General features: G+C 47.3%; 24 protein-coding genes and 1 other annotated feature. Of the genes, 11 read left to right on the forward strand and 13 right to left on the reverse strand.

What is annotated here, in order from left to right:
- Positions 1–27 precede the first annotated feature (27 nt).
- Entirely contained in the window at positions 28–516 is a 489-nt protein-coding gene (gene ilvN, locus AC58QO_RS24845) for an acetolactate synthase small subunit (protein WP_171631212.1), read from the reverse strand.
- Complete coding sequence (gene ilvB, locus AC58QO_RS24850) at positions 513–2,258, reverse strand: biosynthetic-type acetolactate synthase large subunit (protein WP_497270247.1); 1,746 nt, start codon at positions 2,256–2,258, stop codon at positions 513–515. The genes ilvN and ilvB overlap by 4 nt, the downstream gene beginning before the upstream one ends.
- A gap of 524 nt (positions 2,259–2,782) precedes the next feature.
- Between ilvB and AC58QO_RS24855 the strand changes: the two genes are divergently transcribed.
- From AC58QO_RS24855 to AC58QO_RS24865, 3 genes are read left to right on the forward strand one after another with little or no spacing between them, the layout of a single operon-like run.
- Positions 2,783–4,312 (forward strand): spore germination protein, encoded by a 1,530-nt coding sequence (locus AC58QO_RS24855; protein ID WP_497270249.1) that lies wholly within the window; start codon positions 2,783–2,785, stop codon positions 4,310–4,312.
- Positions 4,313–4,336: 24 nt separating this feature from the next.
- Positions 4,337–5,569 carry a Ger(x)C family spore germination protein gene (locus AC58QO_RS24860; RefSeq protein ID WP_497270251.1) on the forward strand — a complete coding sequence of 411 codons (1,233 nt, stop codon included), beginning with the start codon at positions 4,337–4,339 and terminating at the stop codon, positions 5,567–5,569.
- A 35-nt stretch (positions 5,570–5,604) separates the two neighbouring features.
- Positions 5,605–6,708, forward strand: a complete 1,104-nt coding sequence (locus tag AC58QO_RS24865; protein WP_497270253.1) for a GerAB/ArcD/ProY family transporter — start codon at positions 5,605–5,607, stop codon at positions 6,706–6,708.
- A gap of 68 nt (positions 6,709–6,776) precedes the next feature.
- Here the strand turns inward: AC58QO_RS24865 and rplT are convergent, their stop codons facing one another.
- The 4 genes from rplT to AC58QO_RS24885 form a co-directional block, all read right to left on the reverse strand.
- Positions 6,777–7,136, reverse strand: a complete 360-nt coding sequence (gene rplT / locus AC58QO_RS24870) for a 50S ribosomal protein L20 (protein ID WP_028553998.1) — start codon at positions 7,134–7,136, stop codon at positions 6,777–6,779.
- A gap of 56 nt (positions 7,137–7,192) precedes the next feature.
- The gene (gene rpmI / locus AC58QO_RS24875; RefSeq protein WP_028553997.1) at positions 7,193–7,396 is read right to left on the reverse strand and encodes a 50S ribosomal protein L35; all 204 of its coding nucleotides are present in this window, start codon (positions 7,394–7,396) and stop codon (positions 7,193–7,195) included.
- A gap of 31 nt (positions 7,397–7,427) precedes the next feature.
- Positions 7,428–7,928 carry a translation initiation factor IF-3 gene (infC, locus tag AC58QO_RS24880; protein WP_056609101.1) on the reverse strand — a complete coding sequence of 167 codons (501 nt, stop codon included), beginning with the start codon at positions 7,926–7,928 and terminating at the stop codon, positions 7,428–7,430.
- A 52-nt stretch (positions 7,929–7,980) separates the two neighbouring features.
- Positions 7,981–8,125 (reverse strand) — a sequence feature (ribosomal protein L20 leader region).
- 29 nt (positions 8,126–8,154) lie between these two features.
- A complete protein-coding gene (locus AC58QO_RS24885) occupies positions 8,155–9,390 on the reverse strand; it encodes a glycosyltransferase family 2 protein (protein WP_497270255.1) in 1,236 nt (411 codons plus the stop codon).
- A 686-nt stretch (positions 9,391–10,076) separates the two neighbouring features.
- Here AC58QO_RS24885 and AC58QO_RS24890 point away from each other — a divergent pair.
- Together AC58QO_RS24890 and AC58QO_RS24895 are read left to right on the forward strand one after the other, a co-directional pair.
- Positions 10,077–10,607, forward strand: a complete 531-nt coding sequence (locus AC58QO_RS24890; protein WP_497270256.1) for a phosphatase PAP2 family protein — start codon at positions 10,077–10,079, stop codon at positions 10,605–10,607.
- A gap of 3 nt (positions 10,608–10,610) precedes the next feature.
- Positions 10,611–11,741 carry an MGDG synthase family glycosyltransferase gene (locus AC58QO_RS24895; RefSeq protein WP_497270258.1) on the forward strand — a complete coding sequence of 377 codons (1,131 nt, stop codon included), beginning with the start codon at positions 10,611–10,613 and terminating at the stop codon, positions 11,739–11,741.
- Positions 11,742–11,802: 61 nt separating this feature from the next.
- On the opposite strand, the gene trmB is transcribed toward AC58QO_RS24895, so the two are convergent.
- Both trmB and AC58QO_RS24905 read right to left on the reverse strand, forming a co-directional pair.
- Positions 11,803–12,567: a tRNA (guanosine(46)-N7)-methyltransferase TrmB gene (trmB, locus tag AC58QO_RS24900; protein ID WP_497270260.1), complete on the reverse strand. Its 765-nt coding sequence runs from the start codon at positions 12,565–12,567 to the stop codon at positions 11,803–11,805.
- 159 nt (positions 12,568–12,726) lie between these two features.
- On the reverse strand, positions 12,727–13,377 hold the full coding sequence (locus tag AC58QO_RS24905; RefSeq protein WP_497270262.1) for a WGxxGxxG family protein: 651 nt from the start codon (positions 13,375–13,377) through the stop codon (positions 12,727–12,729).
- A gap of 170 nt (positions 13,378–13,547) precedes the next feature.
- Here AC58QO_RS24905 and mnmL point away from each other — a divergent pair, with 170 nt between their 5' ends.
- From mnmL to AC58QO_RS24920, 3 genes are all read left to right on the forward strand, one after another.
- Positions 13,548–14,504, forward strand: coding sequence for a tRNA modification radical SAM protein MnmL/YtqA (gene mnmL / locus AC58QO_RS24910; RefSeq protein WP_497270264.1), 957 nt, complete (start codon positions 13,548–13,550; stop codon positions 14,502–14,504).
- A gap of 189 nt (positions 14,505–14,693) precedes the next feature.
- Complete coding sequence (gene mnmM / locus AC58QO_RS24915) at positions 14,694–15,266, forward strand: tRNA 5-(aminomethyl)-2-thiouridylate-methyltransferase MnmM (protein ID WP_497270266.1); 573 nt, start codon at positions 14,694–14,696, stop codon at positions 15,264–15,266.
- A 72-nt stretch (positions 15,267–15,338) separates the two neighbouring features.
- Positions 15,339–16,304, forward strand: a complete 966-nt coding sequence (locus tag AC58QO_RS24920; protein WP_497270267.1) for a type I phosphomannose isomerase catalytic subunit — start codon at positions 15,339–15,341, stop codon at positions 16,302–16,304.
- Between the two features lie 84 nt (positions 16,305–16,388).
- Here the strand turns inward: AC58QO_RS24920 and AC58QO_RS24925 are convergent, their stop codons facing one another.
- From AC58QO_RS24925 to AC58QO_RS24945, 5 genes are all read right to left on the reverse strand, one after another.
- Entirely contained in the window at positions 16,389–17,891 is a 1,503-nt protein-coding gene (locus AC58QO_RS24925; protein WP_497270269.1) for an IMP dehydrogenase, read from the reverse strand.
- A 153-nt stretch (positions 17,892–18,044) separates the two neighbouring features.
- A complete protein-coding gene (locus AC58QO_RS24930; protein WP_497270271.1) occupies positions 18,045–18,470 on the reverse strand; it encodes a pyridoxamine 5'-phosphate oxidase family protein in 426 nt (141 codons plus the stop codon).
- 100 nt (positions 18,471–18,570) lie between these two features.
- Positions 18,571–20,334, reverse strand: a complete 1,764-nt coding sequence (locus tag AC58QO_RS24935; protein WP_497270273.1) for a B12-binding domain-containing radical SAM protein — start codon at positions 20,332–20,334, stop codon at positions 18,571–18,573.
- A 147-nt stretch (positions 20,335–20,481) separates the two neighbouring features.
- Positions 20,482–20,706, reverse strand: a complete 225-nt coding sequence (locus tag AC58QO_RS24940; protein WP_497270275.1) for a hypothetical protein — start codon at positions 20,704–20,706, stop codon at positions 20,482–20,484.
- Positions 20,707–21,059: 353 nt separating this feature from the next.
- The gene (locus AC58QO_RS24945) at positions 21,060–22,403 is read right to left on the reverse strand and encodes an FAD-dependent oxidoreductase (protein ID WP_497270277.1); all 1,344 of its coding nucleotides are present in this window, start codon (positions 22,401–22,403) and stop codon (positions 21,060–21,062) included.
- A gap of 171 nt (positions 22,404–22,574) precedes the next feature.
- Between AC58QO_RS24945 and AC58QO_RS24950 the strand changes: the two genes are divergently transcribed.
- The 3 genes from AC58QO_RS24950 to AC58QO_RS24960 all read left to right on the forward strand — a co-directional run bounded on the left by AC58QO_RS24950 (position 22,575) and on the right by AC58QO_RS24960 (position 25,802).
- The gene (locus tag AC58QO_RS24950) at positions 22,575–23,606 is read left to right on the forward strand and encodes a LacI family DNA-binding transcriptional regulator (protein ID WP_497270278.1); all 1,032 of its coding nucleotides are present in this window, start codon (positions 22,575–22,577) and stop codon (positions 23,604–23,606) included.
- 159 nt (positions 23,607–23,765) lie between these two features.
- Positions 23,766–24,770, forward strand: coding sequence for an RluA family pseudouridine synthase (locus AC58QO_RS24955; RefSeq protein WP_497270280.1), 1,005 nt, complete (start codon positions 23,766–23,768; stop codon positions 24,768–24,770).
- 75 nt (positions 24,771–24,845) lie between these two features.
- Entirely contained in the window at positions 24,846–25,802 is a 957-nt protein-coding gene (locus tag AC58QO_RS24960; protein ID WP_497270282.1) for a D-2-hydroxyacid dehydrogenase, read from the forward strand.
- Positions 25,803–25,840: the final 38 nt, after the last annotated feature.

Genomic DNA, 25,840 nt, shown 5'->3' on the forward strand with positions numbered 1-25,840 from the left:
TGCTCACCTAAAAATGGGTGTTTCTATTTATTTAACGGAACCGCGAATCATCGCAGTAACGCCCGTACGGGAAAGCTCACGAATGCCATATGGACGAAGCAATTCGACCATAGCATCTATTTTATCTGAATCTCCAACAACTTGCACGATCAATGAAGCAGGACCGATATCGACAACTGCCGCGCGAAACGTTTCAACAATGCCTAGAATTTCTGGGCGCATGAGCGGTTCAGCATTTACTTTAATAAGTGCGAGTTCTCTAGCTACCATTGGGTTGGAGCTCAAATCTACAACCTTGATAACGTCGATCAACTTGTACAATTGCTTGGAGATTTGCTCCAATGTGTTATCATCACCCGTGGTTACGATGACCATCCGGGAAAGTCCGTTTTCCTCGGACTCTCCTACGGTGATGCTTTCAATGTTAAAGCCGCGGCGTCCGAACAAACCAGAAACACGTTGCAGGACACCAGGCTGATTGTTTACGAGTACGGAAACTGTATGTTTAGTTGTCATTCCGAATCCCCCATTAACATGTCACTAATTGTATCGCCCGCTTTAACCATTGGGAATACGTTCTCGCCCTTCGGTACGACGAAATCAATAACGACAGGCCCCGGTGTATCGAGGGCTTCCTGCCATGCTTTTCTCGCTTCTTCCTTCGTCGTTGCGCGCAAACCTTTTACGCCGTAAGCTTCTGCAAGCTTCACGAAATCAGGGCTTCCTGCCAAGTCAATGTGACTATAGCGGTTCTCATAAATAATTTCTTGCCATTGGCGAACCATCCCAAGCACTTGGTTGTTGATAATAACAACTTTAACCGGAATGTTGTTGATCGCACAGATCGCAAGCTCTTGCGCACACATCTGAACGCCGCCGTCTCCATTAATGGAAACAACCAGTTTATCCGGGTTCCCCATTTGAGCGCCGATCGCTGATGGGAATCCGAAGCCCATTGTACCAAGTCCACCGGACGTTACAAGGGAGCGCGGGTTTTTGAATTTATAGAACTGCGCGGCCCACATTTGATGCTGACCAACGTCAGTTGTAATAATCGCTTCACCTTTGGTAGTTTCGCTGATCATTTCAATGACGTATTGGGGTTTAAGCTCAGTTTCGGTTTCACCGTATTTCAACGGAAACTTCTCTTTGCTTTCTTGCAATTCAGCGATCCATGCTGCGTTATTCGCAGGTTTCGCTTTCGTATTGGCATACTCCAGAACGGCTTTCACGTCGCCAACGCATGGGATATCGGTTTTTACGTTCTTGCCGATTTCCGCTGGATCAACGTCGATGTGAGCGATCAGTTTTACCTTTGGAGCAAAACCATTCAAATTCATCGTCACCCGATCATCAAATCTGGAACCGATGGAGATGAGTAGATCTGCATTTTGGATCGCAGTGTTAGCTGTAAACGTTCCGTGCATCCCCGGCATACCGAGCCATAACTCGTGTGCACTTGGGAAGCCGCTTAAGCCAAGCAATGTCGTAGCTACTGGGATCTGTGTTTTATTTACAAATTCGATCAATTCATTGGAAGCATCCGCATAAACAACGCCGCCTCCTGCAATGATTACCGGACGCTCAGCCTCTTCGATGGCTTTGATCAGTTTATCAATTTGCAGCTTATTCGGTTGAACTGTAGGGTTGTAACCACGAATGCTTACATCCGTTACAGGCTTAAATATCGTTTTATGAGCGGAGACATCCTTTGGAATGTCAATGAGAACCGGCCCCTTACGACCTGTGTTCGCAATATGGAAGGCTTCATGAATGATTCGCGGCAAGTCTTTTACGTCTCTAACCAAATAGCTGTGCTTCGTAATCGGCATTGTAATGCCAGTAATATCAGCCTCTTGGAAAGCATCCGTGCCGATAAAGCTCGTTGCCACGTTACCTGTAATAACAACCATAGGGACAGAATCCATATATGCTGTAGCAATACCTGTGACGAGGTTCGTAGCCCCCGGTCCGGACGTTGCGATACATACACCAACTTTACCTGTTGAACGAGCATAGCCATCTGCCGCATGAATCGCGCCTTGTTCATGTCTAGTCAACAAGTGATTGAAATCGTCAAAACCATGCATCGCATCATAGATGTACAATACAGCGCCGCCTGGATATCCAAAGACGCAGTCCACACCCTCCAGCAATAAGCTTCTTAGCAAAATTTCGGAACCTGTAATCAGGTCAGGCTGCGTCAGCTTTTCAATTAGTTCTTCTTTAGAGCGTTTTGGTTCAGTTTGAACATTCATTGTGATCCTCCTCTCGAAAAGTCAATTCGCGTGTCATCGTCTTCCATGCCATGAAAATAAGAAAAACCCCTATTCATCCCGTGCGCGCACAAAACGCGCTCAACGGGACGAAAGGGGTTTAAGCTTCCGTGGTACCACCCAAATTTGCTATATGCCTCACAGCACATAACCTTAGCAGGAATGCTCTACTTACAAACATTACCCTCAGCACGATAACGTGTGCTCTTCCGATTCTCCCTAATACCTGCCAGTAATCTGCATGTTTCAGGAAAACAGCTCCGAGGTGACTTCGTACGTAAGGGATTAAGGCGATGGTTTCAGCAAGTCCAACGCTCTCTGCGCATAAGTGCCCTTATTACTTCTTCCTCTTCATAGCGATTCATTCGTATGCTTCACCATATCAAATATGATTAAAGATTATTATATGCATCGGAAGGCCAATAGTCAATAGGGAAATCGAATAAAAGTAAAGGCCATGAGAGAAGATAATACCAATTCTATGGAAAGTTCTGAGGAGGCCTCGCATGAAACTGTCTCTGCAAGACCCTTTCCCGATGTCTACGAACTTACAAGACAACGTCAAGTGGCTTCAACATAAATTGGGACTAAGCTCCGATGTCTGCTACCGCCAGCTGGAAATTGGCGTCTATCCTGAAACGAATAGTGTCGCTATATTTTACATCGTGGGGCTCGTCCAATATGATCTCATCAACGAGCATATTTCAAAGCCGCTCCTTAGTGCCTATGAGAACGAGGACTACTGGCAGCAGGATATTTGCTTCCATGATCTGCTGTGCCAGGCGTTAACGATCAGCGAACTTAGCTTCAGCAAGGAAGGAACGGATGTCCTCGCCGCCCTGCTCGGAGGTAACACCATACTCATTGCTGACGGCTATGATGAAGTGATCATCGCTGGCACTGCGGGTTGGGACAAAAGGGCAATTGATGAACCTCAGACACAAACCGTTGTCCGTGGTCCCAAGGAAAGCTTCACGGAGGATTTGCGAACCAATATTTCTTTGATCCGGAGGAAAATAAGATCGCCCCAGCTTCGGTTTATCTCCTTAAAGATTGGCCGATATACACAAACAGAAGTCGTGATCACTTATCTGGAGGGCGTCGCTGAGGAAAGAGTGATCAAGGAAGCAACGAAACGATTGGAACGAATCGATACCGATAGTATTTTGGAAAGCGGAAACCTAGAGGAATACTTAGAGGACGTGACCTATTCTCCCTTTCCTACAATCATGAATTCAGAGCGTCCTGATGCGGTAGCTGCAGGCATTCTGGAGGGCCAGATTGCGATAATTGTAGACGGCACCCCCTTTGTCTTGCAGGCGCCTGTTACTTTTTTTGGATTTTTGCACTCGAGTGAAGATTACTATCAGCGCTTTGATATCGCAACATTCATCCGAGGCATTCGGTATATGTCCTTCTTCGTCTCCATGCTGCTTCCTTCCCTCTATATTGCGATCACTACGTTTCACCAGGAAATGCTGCCGACAACCTTGCTTATCTCGTTAGCCGCACAGCGTGAAGGCGTACCTTTTCCTGCGATTATTGAAGCCTTCCTCATGGAAATCACTTTCGAGGTGCTTCGCGAAGCCGGTGTCCGCATGCCTCGTGTTATCGGTTCAGCGATCTCCATCGTGGGTGCACTCGTGTTAGGGCAAGCCTCTGTTCAAGCTGGCTTAGTTTCTGCTGCAATGGTCATTATCGTTTCTTTCACAGCCATTTCAAATTTTGTAACACCCGCCCTAAATATGGCCGTTGCCGCTCGATTAATCCGTTTTGGCTTAATGCTCCTTGCCGGTTCCTTCGGTTTGTTCGGTATTTTGACAGGTTGTATGGCCATCTTGATTCATTTGGCCTCACTTCGTTCCTTCGGTATGCCTTATTTAACACCAGTCGCACCGTTAGTGGTTAGCGGTCTGAAAGATACGCTCATCCGTGTGCCCCAATGGTTGACAAGCTTGCGGCCTTTTAGCCGAGGAAATCCAAAAAGAAAAGCTCCTTATGACAAGCCGTCTCCGCCTAATAAAGAACGTTCTTGAGGCATCTTGCAGGAGGTAATTGATATGAAAATGAACGTTAGGCGAGGCTGGCTATGTCTATTGACCCTTAGCTTGTGCTGTTTCCTGTTAACAGGGTGTTGGGATCGCAAAGAATTAAACCAGCTTGCCATTACCTCAGCAACCGCCGTTGATTGGGACGGGAAGGTGTGGACCGTTTCGTATCAGGTTGTCATCCCGCAATCCATCGCTAATCCCAACACGGGGGGCAGCCCTGGACAGCAGGCACCTGTTATGGTTTTCTCAACAAGCGGTGGTTCCATTCGGGGAGCTGTTCAGGAATCAAGCTTAGAAATGCCAAGATCTCTCTTCTTTGCTCACAATCGCGTGATTGTGATCGGTGAAAAAGCCGCTAAAGAAGGGATTTCCCAACTCTTGGACGTGTATCTGCGCAATTCAGATTCACGTGAGACGGTCGGAATCCTGGTCACAAGAGGTGAAGGAAGAAAGATTTTGGAGCAAATCGTCCCCTTGGAAAAAGTACCAGGCGCCGCGATCAAAAATATGATTCAAAACGAAGATAGGAATGGATCCAATTTCCAACAAGTTTCCATGTATCAAATGATGATGGGGGTCGCCAGCGACGCCCCCTTCACACTGGTCCCCGAGATTGTTATCTCTGGTGAAGGCGAGAATAATTCCATTGCCACGCTCAAGAAAACATCCTTTCCCAATAAGCTTAAGCTTGGCAGAGTGGCTGTATTCAAAAAAGATAAACTAGCTGGCTGGTTTACAGAAGAGCAGGAATATGGCCTCAGCTGGATTCGGGATACCATTCAGCGGACAACTTTGTTCTTTGGCTGTACAGAAGGAAGTAAAGATATTAAAGCAGCTCTGCGTGTCGATCATAACAAAAGCAAATTGAGGCCTATGTTCTCCGACGATGGCCATTTGATTATGCATGTTGATGTGGAAACAGCCGGTACCCTGAATGAGAATGCCTGTCCGAATGACCCCACGCAGCCCAAGGATTTGCAGACCATGGAACGAATCGCAGGCGCCGAAATCACACGACTCATGTCGGATGCCTTTCAGGTCGCTGTTCAGAATAAGCTAGATGTCTTCCATTTCGCAGATACGATACATAAACACAACCCTAAGTATTGGAAGCAAGTCAAATCCGATTGGGAAGAGCATTTCGCCAAGCTTGAATTAGAGACGAACGTGAAGGTGAAGATCACAAGAATCGGCATGAGCGGCAAAGCTTTTAGGGAAATGACCAAAGAGACAGGTGAGTGATCCGTTCAGTTCACATTGGGAGGAGGCAGAAGGACTTGGAAGATCGAATTACGAACTATCAACTGATCGTCATGATTATCCTATTTGAAATCGGGAGTACGCCGCTTTTTGCACTAGGCAGCAGTGCCAAGCAGGACTCTTGGCTTGCCATGTTAGCTGCAGCAGTCGCTGGATTTCTCTTATTACTTATGTTTGTCACCATTCAACGACGAGCACCTGATCAGGACTTAATTGGACTCCTTCGGATCTGTTTCGGCAAAGTCACCGGAAGCTGCCTTGGTGTCCTATTTGCGATCTATTTTGCTTACGAATCCATGAGAAACGTGCGTGATTTCGGAGAAATCTCGAATCTCACTTTACTGAATACAACACCCAAATACATTACCATGTTCATCATCTTACTTTTAGCTTCGTATGCCATCATGATGGGGGTGGATACGCTATTTCGGGTAACAGAAGCGCTGCTCCCCCTCGTAGCCATAAGTTATGGCCTGCTTATTTTTCTAATCAACATTGCCAATTTAATTCATTTCGACAACGTGCTTCCCATCTTGGAAAATGGCTTCAAACCGATCCTACATGCCGCATTCCCTGATATGGTTTCGTTCCCCTTCGGGCAGACAATCATCTTCTTCATGGTATGGCACATGCTGCCTGAACGAAATAAAGTAAAGAGGCTCAGTCTCGTTGCTTATGCCACAGTATCTCTTTTCTTGGTTTTCATGAATGTCATCAATATTACAGTACTTGGAACAACAATTGCCGCAAACAGCACATTACCCTTCCTGCAAACTGTGCAGCTAATCGAGGTTGGTGAAATCTTTGAACGTTTGGATGTTCTCGTCACCTTATTACTCTTCCTTGGCCTATTCGTCAAAATGACTATGTTCTTCTGGGGGGCTGTATACGCGCTTTCACACATTTTCCCATCCCTGCGGAAGAGCACTTGGCTTGTCATTGTGGGCAGCCTGATCTTCTTCACCTCATTCCTTGAACCCAACTATACGGTACATGTTTGGCTGGGGCTTAGAGTGAGTGTCAAGCTGTACCCTCTCTTTCAGGTTATCATTCCGACTCTCATGTTTATCATCATCCTCTTTCGTAAAATACCAGTCCCACAAGCCTCTTCAGATGTTTGAAAAGGGGCGGATATACAAAAAAGAGCCTGTCCCCTGATGGGGACAAGCTCTCTGACGCGAAGCTAAGCTTACGCGTTTACTTTCGCTTTTGCAGCTGTTGCCAAATCGTTGAACGCTTTGGAATCATTCACAGCTAGGTCAGCCAAGATTTTACGGTTAACTTCGATACCAGCCAATTTAAGGCCGTGCATCAATTTGCTGTAGCTCAAGCCGTTTTGACGAGCGCCTGCATTGATACGAGTAATCCAAAGTCTACGGAAGTTACGTTTTGTTTGACGACGGTCACGGTATGCATATACCAATGACTTCATTACTTGCTCTTTAGCTGTTTTAAATAAACGGTGTTTGGAACCGAAATAACCTTTTGCTAATTTCAAAATTTTCTTACGACGGTGAGCGCGAATAAATCCGCCCTTGACTCTTGCCATTGTGAATTACCTCCTGGGATATATAAATGATGTTCGAATTTTATGCTACGTTACAATTAACCTTTGATAAGGGACAGTTGTTGTTGCAAACGACGTACATCGCCAGGAGCCATTGTTGGGTTCGTGGACAATACGCGTTTTTGCTTGGATGATTTACCAGAAAGCAAGTGGTTCTTACCTTGTTTGTATCTCATCACTTTGCCTGTGCCAGTGATTTTGAAACGGCCTTTCAGGCTGCTGTGTGTTTTCATTTTCGGCATGTTGTTGTTCCTCCTAATTTAGTATACTCGCCTAAGTTGTCGCTTTTGGCGTTAAGATCATGATCATGCTTCTTCCCTCAAGCTTTGGAGCACGCTCCTGCGAGGAGATTTCAGCAGTTTCTGTAGCAAGGCGCTCAAGCACTTTGCGACCAATCTCCGAGTGCGCAATTTCACGACCACGGAAACGAACGCTAGCCTTGACTTTATCGCCTTCGCCAAGAAACTTAACTGCGTTGCGAAGCTTCGTTTGGAAGTCATGTTCATCGATCGTCGCACTCAGGCGAATCTCTTTGATATCCACAATCTTCTGGTTCTTACGAGCTTCTTTTTCTTTCTTTTGCGTTTCATAACGGAACTTGCCGTAATCCATAATGCGGCAGACAGGCGGCTTCGCCGTCGGTGCAACGTTTACTAAATCAAGGTTCGCGTCAAGTGCAATTTGAAGAGCTTCGCGAATTGGTGTAATACCAAGTTGTTCTCCGTCCGCCCCAATAAGGCGTACTTCCTTCACACGAATCTCGTCGTTAATCATATGGTCTTTGCTAATTGTGTTCCACCTCCATAAAGTATGTAACTCTCTTCCAAATATAAAAAAGATGCGGGCGCAGTGGGCCCACATCTTCATCAATAACAGGTTTAAGACAAACCTATTGAATGTACATGATGATTCATTCAAACCAGCCAACGTTACGTTAGTCAGGTGAGAAGCGGGCGCTTCTGCTTTACTCGAAATATAATATCATTTCATTCTAGAAAAGTCAACTCACTTGTTTACTTTTCATTTCATCCAACCTAATTACACGTGTATGCTCGGTGTGACTCCATTGTTTGTTGTTTTGCGTGAAGAATGCATAGAACGTAATTGGCCACCAAGAAAGCATGAACACCGGGTAAAGCAGCAAATACTTGTACGTCTTCTTATGAGCCTTTTCAATCAACATCGACATCGGAAGCAATACATAGATCGCTAAGCTGAGTGAATTGATAACAGCGGGATTGACATGAACTAACGCTGAATCAGCTGTCCCGTGAGATGTCATGGATTGAATCCACAGCATAACTGTTAGGATCGCACCAAAGAAGAAATTGTATACATTCGCGGAATAGATCGCCGCGTCAATTTTCATCCAGCTTCCCGTTTTGATCCCTTGCCACAGCAATGGGAAGAAGAAGCGTTTGGCTACTTCAAAGTGGCCTTGCATCCAACGCAGACGCTGCTTAGCAGACGCATTAAACGATAGCGGCTTCTCATCATAAACACGCGTATCATAATTGAACGTTGGTTTGATACCCATTTGAATACATCTCATAGAGAATTCAAGATCCTCGACCAAGCTCGTTGCGCGCCAGCCAATTTCCTTTAAGAGATTGGAGTCGAAACACATGCCCGTTCCGCCAAGATAATTGGCAAGACCCAAGTTCGATCTAGGCGTTTGAACAAAACGGTTCGCGTAGAAGTACGAGATAGCAAAAGAACCCGTAATCCATGAGTCATTTGGATTTTTGGTATCCAGGTAAGCTTGAATGACGCGTGAGCCTGAACATAGATCATTGTTCATGTGGATCAAATAGTCAGGACTTACCAGGTTATCCGCATCGAACATCACGACGCCATCGTACTGACGCTCACGTTTCCATAACTCTTTCAACATCCATTCAATCGCATACCCTTTCCCTCTCAGGTTCGGGTTGCGGCGCTCCATCGCGTATACACCATGGTGGCGTGCAATGTCAGCAGTGTTATCCGTACAGTTGTCACAAATCACGAAGATGTCATAGAGCTCTTTCGGATAATCCAATGTCTTCAGGTTTTCAATCAAGGCACCTACGACTTGTTCCTCATTATGAGCGGCAACCAAAACAGCAAACGATTTCTGTGGAGCAAACATTTTTTTGTTTTTGGGACGATACCAACCAAAAAAAGTTAAAAACAACTGATACGCACCGACCAAAGCCAAGAACATTTGAACGGCAAGCATAATCTTGTCTAGCATGAAGCAAAGTCCCCCTTTTTTTGTGCACGTCAGCTATCTTTTTATATGCCTCGTGCTTTTATGTACAGGTAATTCGTGTCAACAGGCAAACGGTGAAACAATCGTTTTTGATTTTCCTCTCTTTCCCCCCGTTTGTCAAAGTCTGCAAACGCCGAAAAAGCGGCAGTTCTTTGAAATTTGGGTGGTTCGCACACGCCGAATAGAGCATGCGCTTGAAATCGGGTCGAAAATGTCTTGTTTTCATCGTTTTTCATTTATTGTGTACCAAAAGTTCACCATTTAGACGAACACTGTCTTTTCTAAGTGGCAACGTCACCTATTATAAGTCACTCAGCTAATTGCTGACAACTTTTGCTTAATTACCCTGTTAATGGATGTAGACGGTCACCTTAACAGCATTCGCATAACACAACCCGAAAGAGTCCGTCGTTCACAATAAGGACATATCATCCACGACTTGCACAGGATAGTCCTTCCAATTTCGGGGAAGACTAACTAGAAAACTGCGAAATTGCGCTGAGCCGACTCGAAGATATGTGTCATCCTATCATAGAAATGTTAACGCCAGATTAGTGCAACATTAATTTGAATTTATGAATATTTATCATTCATTTAATCTTCCTCGAATAAACCCTTCGTACAATAAAGATAGAGTGAAATTCCAGATAAGAAGGAGGAGGTTATTCATGAGCAGCAAAGTTGTACATTGGCTTCAGCATCATGAAACACGAGTATTCCACTTCGTCAACCAACGGATTCAACATCATTTCCTCGATCATTTCTTTACTAATTTAACACATCTAGGCGGTGCCACTGCTTCTATCATGCTCTCTTTATGCCTGACATGCTTTGGGCAAGGCTCACTGCGTATAGCCGGTATTCAAGCGCTGATCGCTTTGACAATCAGCCATATCCCTGTTGCGATTATGAAAAAAAGATATCCTAGACTGCGCCCTTATCTCGTCCATCCTCAAACCATTACACATAAAAACCCTCTGACAGATCATTCCTTTCCATCTGGACACACCACGGCTATTTTCTCAGTTATGATTCCTATCGTATATGCTTTACCCATGCTCGGACTTATACTGATCCCGCTTGCTAGTATCGTTGGCCTATCGCGGATTTACTTGGGACTTCACTATCCTTCCGATTGTATTGTAGGTTGTTTGCTTGGAACGACAGCATCATTAGTGACAGTAGCCTTCTGGGGGTAAATCATGGAACAACAACTATCGCAAAAAAGAAGAGTGCTCATTCTTTCAGAAGGCTTCGGAGCCGGCCATACGCAAGCTGCATTCGCTCTGGCTGGCAGCCTCGAACAGCGCTGTTCGAATATAGAAACGCGTGTGGTAGAGCTCGGCTCCTTTCTGCATCCCACATTGGCACCATGGATACTTAGCGCCTATAAGAAAACCATTTCAACGCAGCCCAAATTGTATGGTCGATTGTATCGTGCGCAGTATCAAAAATCGCTCAATCCTTTGACTCAACTCGCCCTTCATCGCATTTTCTATGCGCAAACGGCAGCTATGATCAGCCATTGGGCGCCTCAAGCCATTGTGTGTACGCACCCTTTTCCCAGCGTTGTTGTTTCTCGATTAAAGCGAGCAGGCTTACACATCCCTCTGTGTACCGTAATAACCGACTATGATGTTCATGGGACATGGGTCAGTCGAGAGGTTAATAAATACATGGTGTCCTCCGAGGATGTTAAACACAAACTCATCGTGCATGGCATCGCGGCCGCACATGTCGAAATCACAGGGATACCCGTTCACCCCAGCTTTCGAGAGGTACATGACCGAACACTAATTCGAAACCAGTTTAATCTGTCTTCCCTGCCAACTGTTTTGGTTATGGGCGGCGGCTGGGGCTTGATCGGCGGCGATTCTTTAAGCGAGCATCTGCTGACGTGGAGAGACCGAATTCAATTCATTTTCTGCTTAGGACATAATGAAAAAGCCATTGCTAAATTAGCGGCTGACCCGCGGTATCAGCATCCTCATATCCACCTGCTCGGATTTACACAAGAGATTGGCAAGCTGATGGAAGCCTCAGACTTACTTGTTACGAAGCCAGGCGGTATGACATGCTCAGAAGGACTTGCGAAAGGGATTCCTATGTTATTTTATGACCCCCTTCCTGGCCAAGAGGAAGAAAACGTTCATTATTTCACAAGACACGGCTTCGGCGAACCGATCCAATCCGCGGATACGATCTCTCATTGGTTGTCCATGCTGGCTAGTCGCTATGCGGATGTGCAGGCTAAGCGCGTTTCCAATCAACATAGGAAGACTCATCTCCCTGCAGGCGACGGTTCCGAAGTGATCATGCAATTGCTTGGATAAGAAAAACAGACGCTCCAGTGATGCTTATTCGCAACACCGGAACGTCTATTTAATTTGTATCTTATTCAGCCGATTCCTTCGTTTCTGCTGCTAAGGCAGATGCAGCGGCTTGCTTCAATTGCTCTTGATGTGTAGACAAGGCTTCTTGTCCAATCACAACTTCACAGCGATGAATATTCATGCCTTGGCCCGCGAACTTCGTTTCGTATTCAGTCATCACGTGATCCGGATGTATGCCATCCACGTGAAGGTTCAACGAAATATTTCGCATTCTGAGCCCCATATCAGCAAAGGAATTCAAAGAGAATTCGAATAGAGACTGAGAATCAGTTTTCAAATGTATTTCGCCTTTGGCATTCAAAATTTGTTGATATTTAGCAACAAATCCTGGATGCGTTAAGCGTCTGCGCGCATGCTTTTTCTTCGGCCATGGATCACTAAAGTTCAAATAAACGCGCTCCAGCTCACCTTCTGCGAAAGCTTCCTCAATATGCTCGATATTAAATAACATCAATCTTAGATTTGCAATGCTAAGTACCGCATCTTCTTCATTTTCCACTATAATTTTATGAGCGACTTTGGCTTTCTCACTTGCTTTCCTAATCAGTTCATCATACATATCTACACCAATGAAGTTGATGTTCGGGTATTTTTTGCTCATTTCACTAATAAAGCGCCCTTTGCCCATCCCCAACTCGGCATGAATCGGGTTATTGTTTCCGAACAACTCGGCCCATTTGCCTTTATAATCCTTAGCATTTAACACAACGAGTTCTTTTTGACGTTCTATATCTTCTCTGATACCTTTTCTACCCCGTAAACGCATTATTCATTTTCCTCCTACACGTACATGCTTTCGAATACAAATCATAGTCGATTCTATAAAAAAAATCAAAGCTTTCTCTCTTAAATGAGAGGCATTTAAGGATAAACTAGAAGAAAACACCCTCCGAGATGGAAGGTGCTTCTAGATGTTCAAAGAACATTATTTATAGCTTTCGTCTCTTCTTCTATTATTACTTCTCAGCCCTGCTAGGCCCAAAAGTCCGATGAGACCTAACCATCCCCAGCTGATATCACTATCCGTATCCGTGGTTGCATAAGCTCTATAAGTGCTTGGTGGTGTTGTTGCTATGCTGCTTGGTGGAGTTGTTCCTATGCTTTTGGTACTCATTCTATCAACCATGTTGGCACTTCGATCGACACCTCTCTCGATCATATTGGCTCCGCGGTCGACGCCTCTTTCAATGGCATTAGCCCCTCTTTCAACGGGATTCGTACCATATCCATTAATATGGTCCATAATACCCGTTCCTCTGCTCGGTGTTCCGTATCCAGAATACGTGTTCGGGGTCGTCAAATTTCCATTATAGATCCCGTTCGTTCCATTCCCACTAAAATTGGGTGAGCCGATGCCTGTTCCTAGCCCCATTCCTGGTGAAGTAGCATCATAGTTACTCCCTGTATAGCCCGTTGATGTCGTAGTCCCCGTAGTTCCTGTCCCCAGTGCTCCTATTGGCGATCCCGTTCCGACTGCATTCCCCGAATCCATATTCTTTGCCTGAGCTCCTGCTGCCCCCATACTTAAAGCTGCCGTCAAAGCTACTGCTAAAGTTATCGTACGAAACTTTTTCACGTAGGCATTTCCCCTCTCAGCTCGTAATTGTGGTGCAAGGTTATCATGCTCCCTTCTGTAAGCTTTTATAGGGGGACTTGTTGGAAAGGCAGGGGTCGCTTTCATGCGGAAATTTCGCTACAATATAGGTTGAATGAATGCGAAGCAGCAGAAAGAAAGGATACCTTCCTATGTCTACACTGATTCAGGAATCACCCCAGCTATGGGGAGATAAACGTTTCCATACATGGAATTATGAAATGCGCGATGCCTTCGGTGGTAAAGTTTTCAAAGTTATGCTGGATGCTGGGTTCACCTGCCCTAACCGCGACGGAAAGATTGCAACTGGCGGTTGCACCTTCTGCAGCGCGCGTGGTTCAGGAGATTTCGCGGGTAGTCGCCGCGACGATCTCGTCACACAATTTAATAAGATCCGCGATCTACAGCATCAAAAATGGCCCGAAGCCAACTACATCGGCTATTTTCAGGCTTATACGAATACCTACGCGCCCGTTGAGGAGCTGCGAGAATATTATGAAGTGATTTTAAAGCAGCCAGGCGTCGTAGGCTTGTCTATCGCAACGCGGCCGGATTGTCTGCCGGATGACGTCGTCGAGTACTTGGCTGAATTGAATCAGCGCACCTATTTATGGGTAGAAATGGGTCTACAAACGGTACATGAGTCCACCTCAGAACTGATCAATCGTGCACATGATACCCAATGTTATTTGGACGCTGTCGCCAAGCTGCGTAAGCATAATATCCGTGTCTGTGCACACATTATTTATGGATTGCCAGGTGAAACCCATGACATGATGCTGGATACAGGGAAAGCCGTCGCTCAGATGGATGTGCAAGGCATCAAAATCCACTTGCTGCACCTCATGCGCAAAACACCAATGGTGAAGCAGTATGAAGCAGGCTTGCTGCAGTTTTTGGAAAAGGATGAATACGTCAAGCTAATTGTTGATACGCTTGAAATTCTACCCCCTGAAATGATCGTTCATCGACTCACTGGGGACGCCCCGCGGGATCTGTTAATCGGACCGATGTGGAGCCTCAAAAAGTGGGAAGTTTTGAACGCTTTTGATAAGCTGCTGTTGGAGAGAAATACGTGGCAAGGGAAGTATTGGGCTGGTAAAGAGTAAATAGGATTACTTTAGAGCATTCTGGTGAGCCAGGATGCTCTATTGTGATGGAGCGAGAGTATCGACATTCTTATAAAGGGCACCTATCGCCACTATCCCCATCGCTTAGGTCAGCAAGGGTCCATCCATATTCTGAGCCAATGGGATAGTGTCCACGTGACATATCGGAATAACGGAGGTTTATTACACATGGGATTTGTTTCAGTTCTAAGTTTTGTTCACCAGCTACTTGGGCAGCGTGTCGAGCCTGGTGATACCGTTATCGACGCCACGCTTGGCACTGGTGTGGACGCCATGTTTATGGCAAAGCTGGTTGGCCCTCGCGGCAGCGTGTACGGCTTCGATATCCAGCAGGCTGCGCTGGATCAAACTGCGCAGCGTCTGGCGAAAGAGCTGCCAGACGCGCAAGTAGCCATGAGCTTATGCAGCCATGCGCTCATGGAAGCGGCCGTGCCGCAAGACCGCCACGGCAAGGTCGCCGCGGTCACGTTCAATCTCGGCTACCTGCCAGGAGCCGATACAAGCATTATCACCGAGCAGGAATCGACCATTCCTGCTCTTGAAGCTGCGCTCCGCCTGCTGCGCAAAGGCGGGATTGTGACCGTCGTGCTGTACAGCGGGCACGAGGGCGGATCCGAAGAAGCCGCAGCGGTCGAGCGCTGGGCTTCTCAACTTCCACTCGCAGCGTTTCAAGTGCTGCGATATCAATTTGTTAATCGCAGCGCCTCTGCGCCTTATCTCTTAGCTCTAGAAAAAAGGTAGCCGCATGATATAATGCTAGATAGTAATTAATGACACATTGATAGAACAGACTAGGGGAAAGTAGGGATTGTTTTGAAATCATACCCGCTGCAATTTCAACCTGAAATGAAAGAACGTGTTTGGGGAGGCAGAACCCTCGAACGATTTGGCTTTGAGCTGCCGGAAGGCGCCATTGGCGAAGGCTGGATGATCGGCGATCATCCGAATGGGACAACAAAAGTCATCAACGGCGAATTAGCTGGCTTAGGTTTGGACGAAATTCGTGAGAAGTATGGCAAGAAGTTATTCGGTACCAAAGGATTTTCTGAGAAAAACGGTCGTTTCCCGCTTCTTATCAAGTTGCTAGATTGTGAGGACGATCTGTCCGTGCAAGTTCATCCCAATGATCACTACGAGAACCTTGCAGCAGGTGAACTAGGCAAAACGGAGATGTGGTACATTCTCGATGCGAAACCAGGCGCCAAAATTATATATGGTATGAAAGACGGCGTAACACGGGAAAGCCTTGCAGAAGCCATTGCGGAGAACCGCATTATGGATTGTTTGCAAGAAGTACCTGTTGAAGCAGGAGATTCCTTTTACATACCGGCTGGTACGGTTCACGCGCTTGGCGCGGGTGTACTTGTAGCCGAAATTCAACAAAACTCCGATACCACGTATCGTTTATACGATTATAACCGTCCGGGCTTGGATGGCAAATTGCGTGAGCTGCATATCGAAGACTCGCTCAATGTCATCGCCTATGAAGGTTCAGGCTCCACGCGCATGAAAACGGATTTGACGGAAGCCGGCACATGGCTGACTCTCGCGTCCTCTCCTTTTTTCACCGTAGAAAAAGGCCTTGTTGGTCCGGAGTGGGAACTCACAACAACGCCAGACAGCTTCGTAATCCTAGTGATCGCGGACGGAAACGGGACGCTTCAATGGGCAGACGGTCAAATCGCAACGAAGCCAGGTGACTGCTTCTTGCTTCCTGCGGATTTGGGCAGCTACTCGCTTGAGGGCAGCATGACGGTGATTCGCAGTTATTTGCCATAAAAGATATTCGTAAGCTAAAATAAAAGAAAGCTCTCTGATAGCAGCCGCGGTTGACGGGCACTGTCAGAGAGCTTTTCTATTGTGCTAACCTTCTTCCGAAAGGCTGCTTTCTTTCAAAATCACGTCGTGCGCTCCGCCCTCAACAAGTGATGTCGCGGATACGAGCGCGATTCTTGCATTTTGCTTCAGCTCATCTAACGTCAATGATCCACAGTTGCACATCGTGGATTTGATTTTACCCAACGTCTTGTCCAAGTTCTCTTGTAGACTTCCCGCGTAAGGAACGTAGGAATCCACGCCTTCCTCGAACAGAAGTTTGCTTTTGCCGCCTGTATCATAACGCTGCCAGTTACGAGCACGGTTAGAGCCTTCGCCCCAATATTCTTTCACAAAGTTGTTGCCGACTTTAAGTTTACGAGTCGGGCTCTCATCGAAACGAGCAAAATATCTGCCCAACATAACGAAGTCGGCGCCCATTGCCAAAGCAAGGGTTACGTGGTAGTCGTGTACGATACCACCATCAGAACAGATCGGGATATAGATACCGGTTTCTCTGAAGTATTCATCTCTCGCTTCAGCAACTTCCATGACCGAGGAAGCTTGGCCGCGGCCAATACCCTTCTGTTCCCGCGTAATACAGATGGAACCTCCGCCGATTCCTACTTTAATAAAGTCAGCACCTGACTCTACAAGGTAGCGGAAGCCTTCACGGTCAACGACGTTACCTGCACCGATTTTCACATCAAAATTCTGTTTCACATACTGCACCGTCTCATGCTGCCATTCGCTGTAACCGTCCGATGAATCGATAACGAGAATGTCTACGCCAGCTTCCACAAGCGCAGGTACTCTCTCCATATAATCCTTCGTGTTGATACCAGCGCCGACAATGTAGCTCTTGTTCTTATCGAGGAGCTCCATCGGGTTCTCTTTGTGCTCATCATAGTCCTTGCGGAAAACAAGCGTGTCGAGCTTCCCGTTATCGTCCACAATTGGCAAGCAGTTCAGCTTGTGATCCCAGATCAGGTTATTGGCTTCGGAAAGAGTAATACCGGACTTCCCATAAATTAATTTCTCAAAAGGCGTCATGAACTCTGAAATCTTACGATCTTGCGAGTCACGACTCTTGCGGTAGTCACGGCCTGTTACGATCCCCAACAATTTTCCGTTCGCTGTACCATCATCGGTGATTGCAACTGTGGAGTGACCTGTCTCTTCTTTCAATGCCAACACATCACTAAGTGAATGAGCAGGTGTCAGGTTGGAGCGGCTTACGACGAAACCAGCCTTGTACCCTTTTACCTTGCGCACCATCTGCGCTTGTTCTTCAATCGACTGAGAGCCAAAAATGAACGAAATCCCGCCACTACGCGCCAAAGCAATAGCCATTCCATCATCGGATACAGCTTGCATGACAGCAGAAGAAAACGGGATATTCAGTGAGATTGCAGGCTCCTCACCTTTATTAAACTTGACTAGCGGGGTCTTCAGCTTAACGTTCGCCGGTGTACATGCCTTCGTCGTCAGGTTAGGAATTAATAAAAACTCACTAAACGTACGCGATGGTTCCATATAATACGTAGCCACTTTACAATTTCCTCCTAATATAGGGATTTTTGAGCGTTGCTCAAAGTCTCTCCTTTAATTGATCCATAGGTAAATTTTTATAATCTTATCACTGAACCTTGCCTGTGGTCAATGGATTTTTTAGGGAAATGTTCAGTCGGCTGCGTATCAACGTTATTTCTTCCAGATCTGTGGCTCGGAACCACGACTCGAATATTCAATATAGTACGGGGAAATGTCCATCACGACATAGTTAGGATCATGCGGCCCCTCAAACCATTGCTTCATCTCCTCGGTCCATAGCTTCTCCCGAAGGGCATTATCCGAAGAAATCGCAGCCGTAGCCTGTATTTGCAAAATGTTAGGCGTAGACTTGCCGTCATATCCCACAAGGATATGGACATGGGGATTGTCTTGGAGTTCTTCCACTTTATCTGTTTTTTTACTCGTCGTTAAATAAATCGTGAGCCCGTCGTGAAACAAGGCCATATAGCGTACTTTAGGCTTGTTACCGTCAATCGTAGCGAAGGAGCACACCTGATTGGCGTTCAGTACCTGGATGATTTGTTCTTCGAGTTGTGAGTTTTTCGTTTCGATCATTGCTGCTCTCCTCTTTCGTCTCAATCTGCTTTAACTCTCCTAATTTACCCAGATCGCAAGAAAAATACCCCTCACGGCGGTCGTGAGGGGCATGGCTTTGTTAAATGGCTGCTAGCTGCTGCAGGGGCATCGTGTAGTAGGACGCCGGCTTCTGAGCGTCCGGCGGGAAGTGCACGACAAGCAGCTCCTTGCTGCTTTGGTCGATCTCGCCGCTTTGCAGATACGTCTGCAAAGCGAACGGCAATACCTCAAGCATCGCATGCTTGTGGAGGTCTTTTTCGTTGATGCGGAGGCTCTGGAAGTCTCCGCTGACGAGCTCAGGCTGCTCCGCAATCAGCTTGAGGTACGCATTCTGTTCGGACTTCTCCAAGGTGAAGTCCCACCAGATTTTGCGCGGCTTATATTTATGGCCGAGGAAGTAGTCTAGCTTCATCAGGCCTTCGATGATGTGCATGTTGTTAGTTCCGCGATGCATCAGGAACTCGTGCAAACGCGTGAACAGATCCTCGAGCTGATGCCCGATCTTCTGCCAGCCGCGGCCTTCCCAGAAGTCGCCGAACTCTTGGAAGAAATCGAATGCCGACGCGAACTCGTTCGCGATAAGATGCTTCACCGTGTGATCCATACGGTGGGCGTTCCAGTACTTCTCGAGCACGTCTTCGACGCGCTTGATGCGAATCAAGTCGGTGAACGGCAGGATGTCGTTGCCGAGAATCTCGTAAGGGGCGTGATCCATATAAATATAGCCATATTTATGAGCATCGTTACGCATGCCTGTGCCGCGCAGCATTTTGAGGAAGCCGAGTTGCAGCTCTTCCGGCCCTAACTCGAAAACATCGTTAAACGTCTTACGGAACGAGTTATAATCCTCTTCTGGCAGTCCAGCGATGAGATCGAGATGCTGATCGATTTTGAGACTGTTTTTCACCTTAGACACGGTACGGCTCAGCTTAAAGAAATTCTGTCTCCGCTGCACGAGGTCATTGGTCGTGTCATTCGTCGATTGCACACCGATCTCGAAACGGAACGTGCCCGGAGGGGCATTTTCAGCTAGATAATCGAGTACTTCTGGGCGCATGATATCTGCGGTAATCTCGAATTGGAACACGGTGCCGCGGTGATTTTGGATCAGGAATTCAAAGATTTCCATCGCATAGTCACGCTTAATGTTAAATGTACGATCCACGAATTTGATCAGCTTCGCACCGGAGTCAATGAGGTAAAGCAAGTCCGACTTCGTTCGCTCCATATCAAAATACCGCACACCCACCTCGATACTCGATAGGCAGAATTGGCAGGAGAACGGACAGCCGCGGCTTGTCTCGAAATAAACAACACGATTGGCTAGGCTCGGAAGATCTTCCTTGAAGCGATGCGGCGATGGAATATCATCTAGCTTCAGCTTCGGTCTGCCCGGCATTAGAATCACTTCTTGTTCCTTGCGGTAGGCCACGCCATACACGAAGTGGTATTTGCGCGTTGTTGAGATCTCGGTAAGCAGCTGGTGGAACGTCTCTTCCCCTTCGCCCATCACGATGAAATCCACCTCGGGAATGCGCTCCATCCAATAGTCCGTATCATAAGAAACTTCTGGTCCGCCGAGGACGATGAGGATTTCGGGTCTGATTTTTTTGATCATTTTGATAATGTGAATCGTCTCTTCGATGTTCCATATGTAACAGGAAAAGCCCAGCACGTCCGGCGCCTTCTGATAAATATCAGAGACAACGTTCATGACGGGGTCTTTAATCGTATATTCGGATATTTCAACATCAAAATCCTTCTCGCAGAACGCTTTCAGATAGCGCAAAGCCAAGGAGGTATGAATGAATTTGGCGTTCAGTGTGGATACAAGTACTTTCATATGCAAAAAACCTCGTTCTATTCTCAATTATCGTGCCTTCTAATTCTACACGAAAACGGAGGAAATACAAAGGTAGGCCCTCCAATGAGGGACGACTTGTGCAGCGTTACGTCAAATAGGGGATCATGTAAGAGTCAACTTCAGACATTATAAAACCATATCGTCATCCAAATGCGGGACTTCATACGGGAACTGCAGGTAGGAGGCTTCTTCGATTGCGTTTTTCCAGCGTTCGGCGTGGGAATAAAGCTGCTGTTCCACCTCTTGAATCTTCTGGTGGATTTCTCCGGCCGATTCTGCCGGCTCATGCTGCAGTGCTTGATGCAACGTCGTGCGTTCTTCAAACCACTGGGTTAATTGGTATAAAAGCATGGACTCGCCTCGCTATCAGGTTAGGATGTGTGTATGCAAGTATTCCCTGAATGGAGGGGAGGTATTCGGAAGTTATCAACCGCGTGGTATCAAAAATGGGGAAATAACAATTGGTGGGGCATGTGAGCATGATGAGGAAATTGAATCTGTCGAAGGATGATGTGTTGGGGTAGCTCGTGGTTAACAACTACTGAGAAATGCAAATTTGCAACTATTTTCTTTTAGATTAACGATTTTTGCATCTATTTAAAACGTTGAAGCGAATACCTCTTAACAGGATGCCTTATTGCATTTTTGACACTTGTGAACAGATCAAAAACCCCCAGCGGACGCCGGGGGCTCTCTACTTAAATCTATTTCAACAAAGCTCCGTCCTTCTCGAGGACGGCCTGAAGCTCAGCTACATCGATTTCCGCTGGAAGCACGCCGTGCTTAACAGCAAGTCCGGCTGCGGAACCTGCAGCTTGACCTGTAGCCATGCAGCTTGGCGTGAGGCGCGTAGTCGCGAGCGCTTCATGCGTGGTGGAGATGCAGCGACCTGCGGTGAGCAGATTTTCGATTTTTTGCGGCAGCAGGCAGCGGTAAGGGATGTCGTAGGCGCCATCGCCTTTGACCCAAGCTGCGGTTACGCCTTTGCCAGACGGATCATGGATATCGATCGGATAACCGCTGCGTGCGATAACGTCATCAAAATGACGGCCTTGCACGACATCATCCACTTGCAGCGCATACTGGCCATCAATCCGGCGCGTTTCACGGATACCAATTTGTGCGCCAACGTTGGAAATGGATGCTTTTTCAAAGCCGGGTAAGTTATTTCGCATAAACTCAGCTACCATCAACACTTGCTTGCGTCCAAGCTCCTCAGCCTCTGTCAAATCCTCCACATTGGTGCCATCCAGCCCCTGCACACGCGTAGTATTGACCAGCACTTCGTCGTCCTCTGGACCTGTGAAGAACAGCACTTGATCGCGATTGATCGGAAGATTCGCTTCCTTCCAGTGTTTGAAATAGCCGAGTACACCAGACAGAGGGAGATCAGCGAGCTCGGAGAAAGGCGTCTTTTTATAAAACTCATCTGGATGATCGATCATGTATTGTTTCACGGCAGGCAGATTCACACCGCGCATTCTGAATTTCATCGTCATTGGCTGTGTGGCTTTATCGCCATCACGCCCTTGCAAGCACGGCGCTCCAGACAGATACGCGAGATCAGCGTCACCTGTTGTATCAATAAACACTTTGCCACTGACATCAATTCTGCCGGATTTGGATGTTAGTTGCACTGATTGTATGCGATTGTCCACCGTCTCAACATGATCTACAAAGCTATGGAAAAGCAGCTTAACGCCCGCTTCTTTTAGCATATCGACTGCAAGAACTTTATATATTTCAGGGTGGTAAGGTGTGATCGTATTCACGAAACCAACCGTATCCCGAAGATGCCCCGGTGATGCGTTCATCGCCATGAGGCGATCAATGATTTCTTGAGCGATACCCGCAATGACTTGCTTGCCATCCGTTGTATGAAACGTCATCCAAGGATACACCAGCGCAGCCGTCGACATCCCGCCAATAAAGCCGTATTTTTCTATGAGAACAGTTTTGGCCCCGCTTCGGCCAGCCGCTATCGCTGCATTCACCCCCGCTGGTCCACCTCCTACTACAACCACATCTGCTTCTATCTGTTTGATCATCTGACTTCGCTCCCTTAGCTAATTTGATTTGTGTCTCACTTGCCTCTTCCATGCCTTACTTCTCTCTATAGTGTAGTTTAAAAATAACCTTCTTTTTAGTTTAAATTTAGTTTAAAATTGGGGGTACAGAAGACTCGAATGATTTTTTAGAAAAGAGGACAACTCAGACGTATGCGCAAACGAATTACGCTCCACGACTTGGCTGACCAGCTAGGCTTAACGATACAAACGGTATCCAAAGCGCTGCGTGGACTTCCGGGCATGTCAGAGCAGACACGAAGTGAAGTTTTCAAGCTAGCACGTGAGCTTGGCTATATGACCAAAGATCAGAAACAAACGCTGCAGCAGGATCTCATTTCCCCGTATCCCGTTGTCCAGCGCAGATTCGTGCTCGTCCAGAACAAGCAATCATTGAACTTCAATCGGCTACTGCTGCAAGGGTTGCATGAACGTTTTATGGAATTTGGACACACCGTACAACCGCTGCTTATACCGCCAAAGCTTAAGCCTTCAGAATTTGACGATTGGGCCGAGGAAGAAGGATTGTTATATGCGGAGGGGGTGTTTATCGCACCGAGGATGAATTGGGATCTACTGGAGCAAAAACTGTTGGAGCTGCAGCTCCCTCGGATTTTGTTGAATTTTCCGCCGCCGGAGTCCAAGGTCGACAGTGTCATTTGGGATGTATACGAGGCCGTCTATCAGGCCGTACGAAGGCTAGTGCGAATGGGCCACAGGAACATTCTTTATGTAGGTGATACGAAGGATCAACGTGGATTCGTTATCCGGTGGCAGGCTTTCACGGAAGCGATGAAAGAAGCTGGGCTGGCGGTTGATCCACAGGACCATGCGATAGAGCGAGATGGTTCGGAGGCGTGGTTGGCGGATTTCCAGCAGAAATATCTGCTGCGTCAGCCAACGGCAGTGATTTGCGGCATTGATGAGGAAGCTGCGCCTGTGTATCACACGCTTCGCCGATTAGGCGTGAACGTCCCGCAGCAATGCTCGCTGGTTGCGCTGCTGAATGAGCAAAGCGACACGCTGCCTCTCTGCTCTCGCCCCCAGCTGCCGATTCGAGAAGCTGGCTATCGCGCAGCCGATCGCATGCTATGGCGGATTGCGAATCCGCATTTACCTTTTGAGCATGTGAGGCTGCAGGGGGATTTTTTCACGGGGAGTACGATTCAGAGGTTGCAGGGTTAGGCGACAGATATGTAGTTCTAAGGAATACTACGCTTGTTATTGAACAATGTTCTTACAGGAGCTTCGCTCCAAGCATTTCATTTGCTTTTACGAACGTGGTATATTGAAGGTCGAATGATCTGACCGGAAGGTAAGCGATCGCAAGAGGAGGTTCCATGTATGCAAAAGAAACCAGGTTCACGTCCAAAAGGAAGCCCGAGTCATAAACCCAAATTCGGTTCTCATAAACCACAGGGGCAACCCGCGAACACAGCTAAAATAAGCCAGGAGTCGAGCACTCGCCAGTATACGGTGAAGGAGCCTATTGAGCTGCTGCCCTTTTTGTTAGAAAAGCTATCGAGCTTAGGCCGGAATGCTGTGAAGGCGATTCTCGCTCGCGGACAAGTCGCAGTGAATGGCAAAGCGGTCACGGCTTATAATTACCCCTTGCAACCTGAGATGACAGTCACGATTAACAAGGACAAAGTCGTGGAGGATATCCCGCTGGCAGGCATGACGATTTTGCACGAAGATAACGATGTCATTGTGATTCAAAAGGATGCTGGCCTTCTATCCATCGCGACGGATTCGCAGGAAAATCAGATCACAGCCTATCGCCAGCTCACGGCGCACGTGCGGAATCATGATCCAAAGGCGCGGATTTTCGTTGTTCATCGACTAGACCGGGATACATCCGGTGTCATGATGTTTGCCAAAAACGAGCAAGCGCAGCAGCATTTGCAAAATACTTGGCAAGAGAGCGTTAAGGAGCGGACGTACGTTGCGTTAGTGGAAGGTATGGTGCGCAAGCCAGAGGGAACGATTTCTTCATGGCTTAAGGAGCACGCCAAATCGCTCAAAATGTTCTCCACACCGTACCCTAACGATGGACAGCATGCAGTCACGCACTACAAAACGCTGCAAGCGAACAAGAGCTTCTCCCTGCTAGAGGTGAACTTGGAGACTGGCCGTAAAAACCAGATTCGTGTACATATGCAGGATATCGGGCACCCCGTTGCTGGGGATAAAAAGTACGGCTCCAAATCGAAGGAGATCAATCGACTTGGTCTGCATGCGCGTGTGCTAGCCTTTTTGCACCCGACGACAGGCAAGTTAATGCGTTTTGAGACGCATATTCCGAAGGTGTTTTTGAACCCTTTTAAAGAGCCAGGTGTGAAGAAGTAAGATAGGACGAGTGAAGCGGAGATTTGGAAGAACCTTGAGTGATTGAGGGCGTAGAATGCAAAAGGGAGTAAATCGATGAACATTGTTGTACTTGATGGATATACGTTAAATCCAGGTGATCTGGACTGGAGCGAGTTGGAGGCACTTGGGCAACTAGTTGTCTATGAACGGACCGCCGAGTCCGAAATCGTGGAGCGTGCCGCTGACGCAGACATGGTGCTGACAAATAAAACGCCTCTCTCCGCTCAAACCCTTGGACAGCTGCCTAAACTGCGATATGTTGGTGTCTTGGCGACTGGCTACAATATTGTAGATGTTCAAGCTGCGAAAACGTGCGGAATTGTGGTGACGAATGTTCCTGCTTACAGCACGCATTCAGTGGCTCAGCTGGTTTTTGCACTGGTGTTGGAATTCTGCCATCGGGTGCAGCGCCATAGTGACAGTGTGCTTCAAGGGGATTGGGCGAAATCGATCGATTTCTACTACAGCAGGTCCCCGCTCGTGGAGTTACACGGTCAAACAATGGGACTGGTCGGGCTTGGTCAAATCGGAAAGCAAACGGCAATCATTGCTGGGGCGCTGGGCATGAAGGTCATTGCTGCAGGTAGTGGACGCCGTGTACCAGAGCCTGTGGAGGGCATAGAATGGGTATCGCTTGAAGAGCTGCTGCAGCGCGCAGATGTCGTTAGTCTGCATTGTCCGCTGACACCAGCGACAAATGAGCTGATCAATGCGGAGCGGATCGCTCTTATGAAGCCGTCAGCCATTCTGATCAATACAGCTCGAGGTGGGCTGCTTAACGAGTTGGATGTGGCGCAAGCCTTGAATGAAGGCCGCCTTGCTGGTGCTGGGCTTGACGTACTAACGATTGAACCGCCGAAGCCTGATAACCCCTTGCTGCATGCGCAGAATGTAATTATTACGCCGCATATTGCTTGGGCCACGAAGGAAGCGAGAGCTAGATTGATGGCTGTTGCGAGCAGTAATGCGCGTGGGTTTGTCGAGGGTCGGCCGGTGAATGTGATTGGGTAAAAAAGAGCTGTCTTTCCGTGTAGATTTCATCTACGGGA

The organism is Paenibacillus sp. J31R30 (assembly GCF_059692115.1).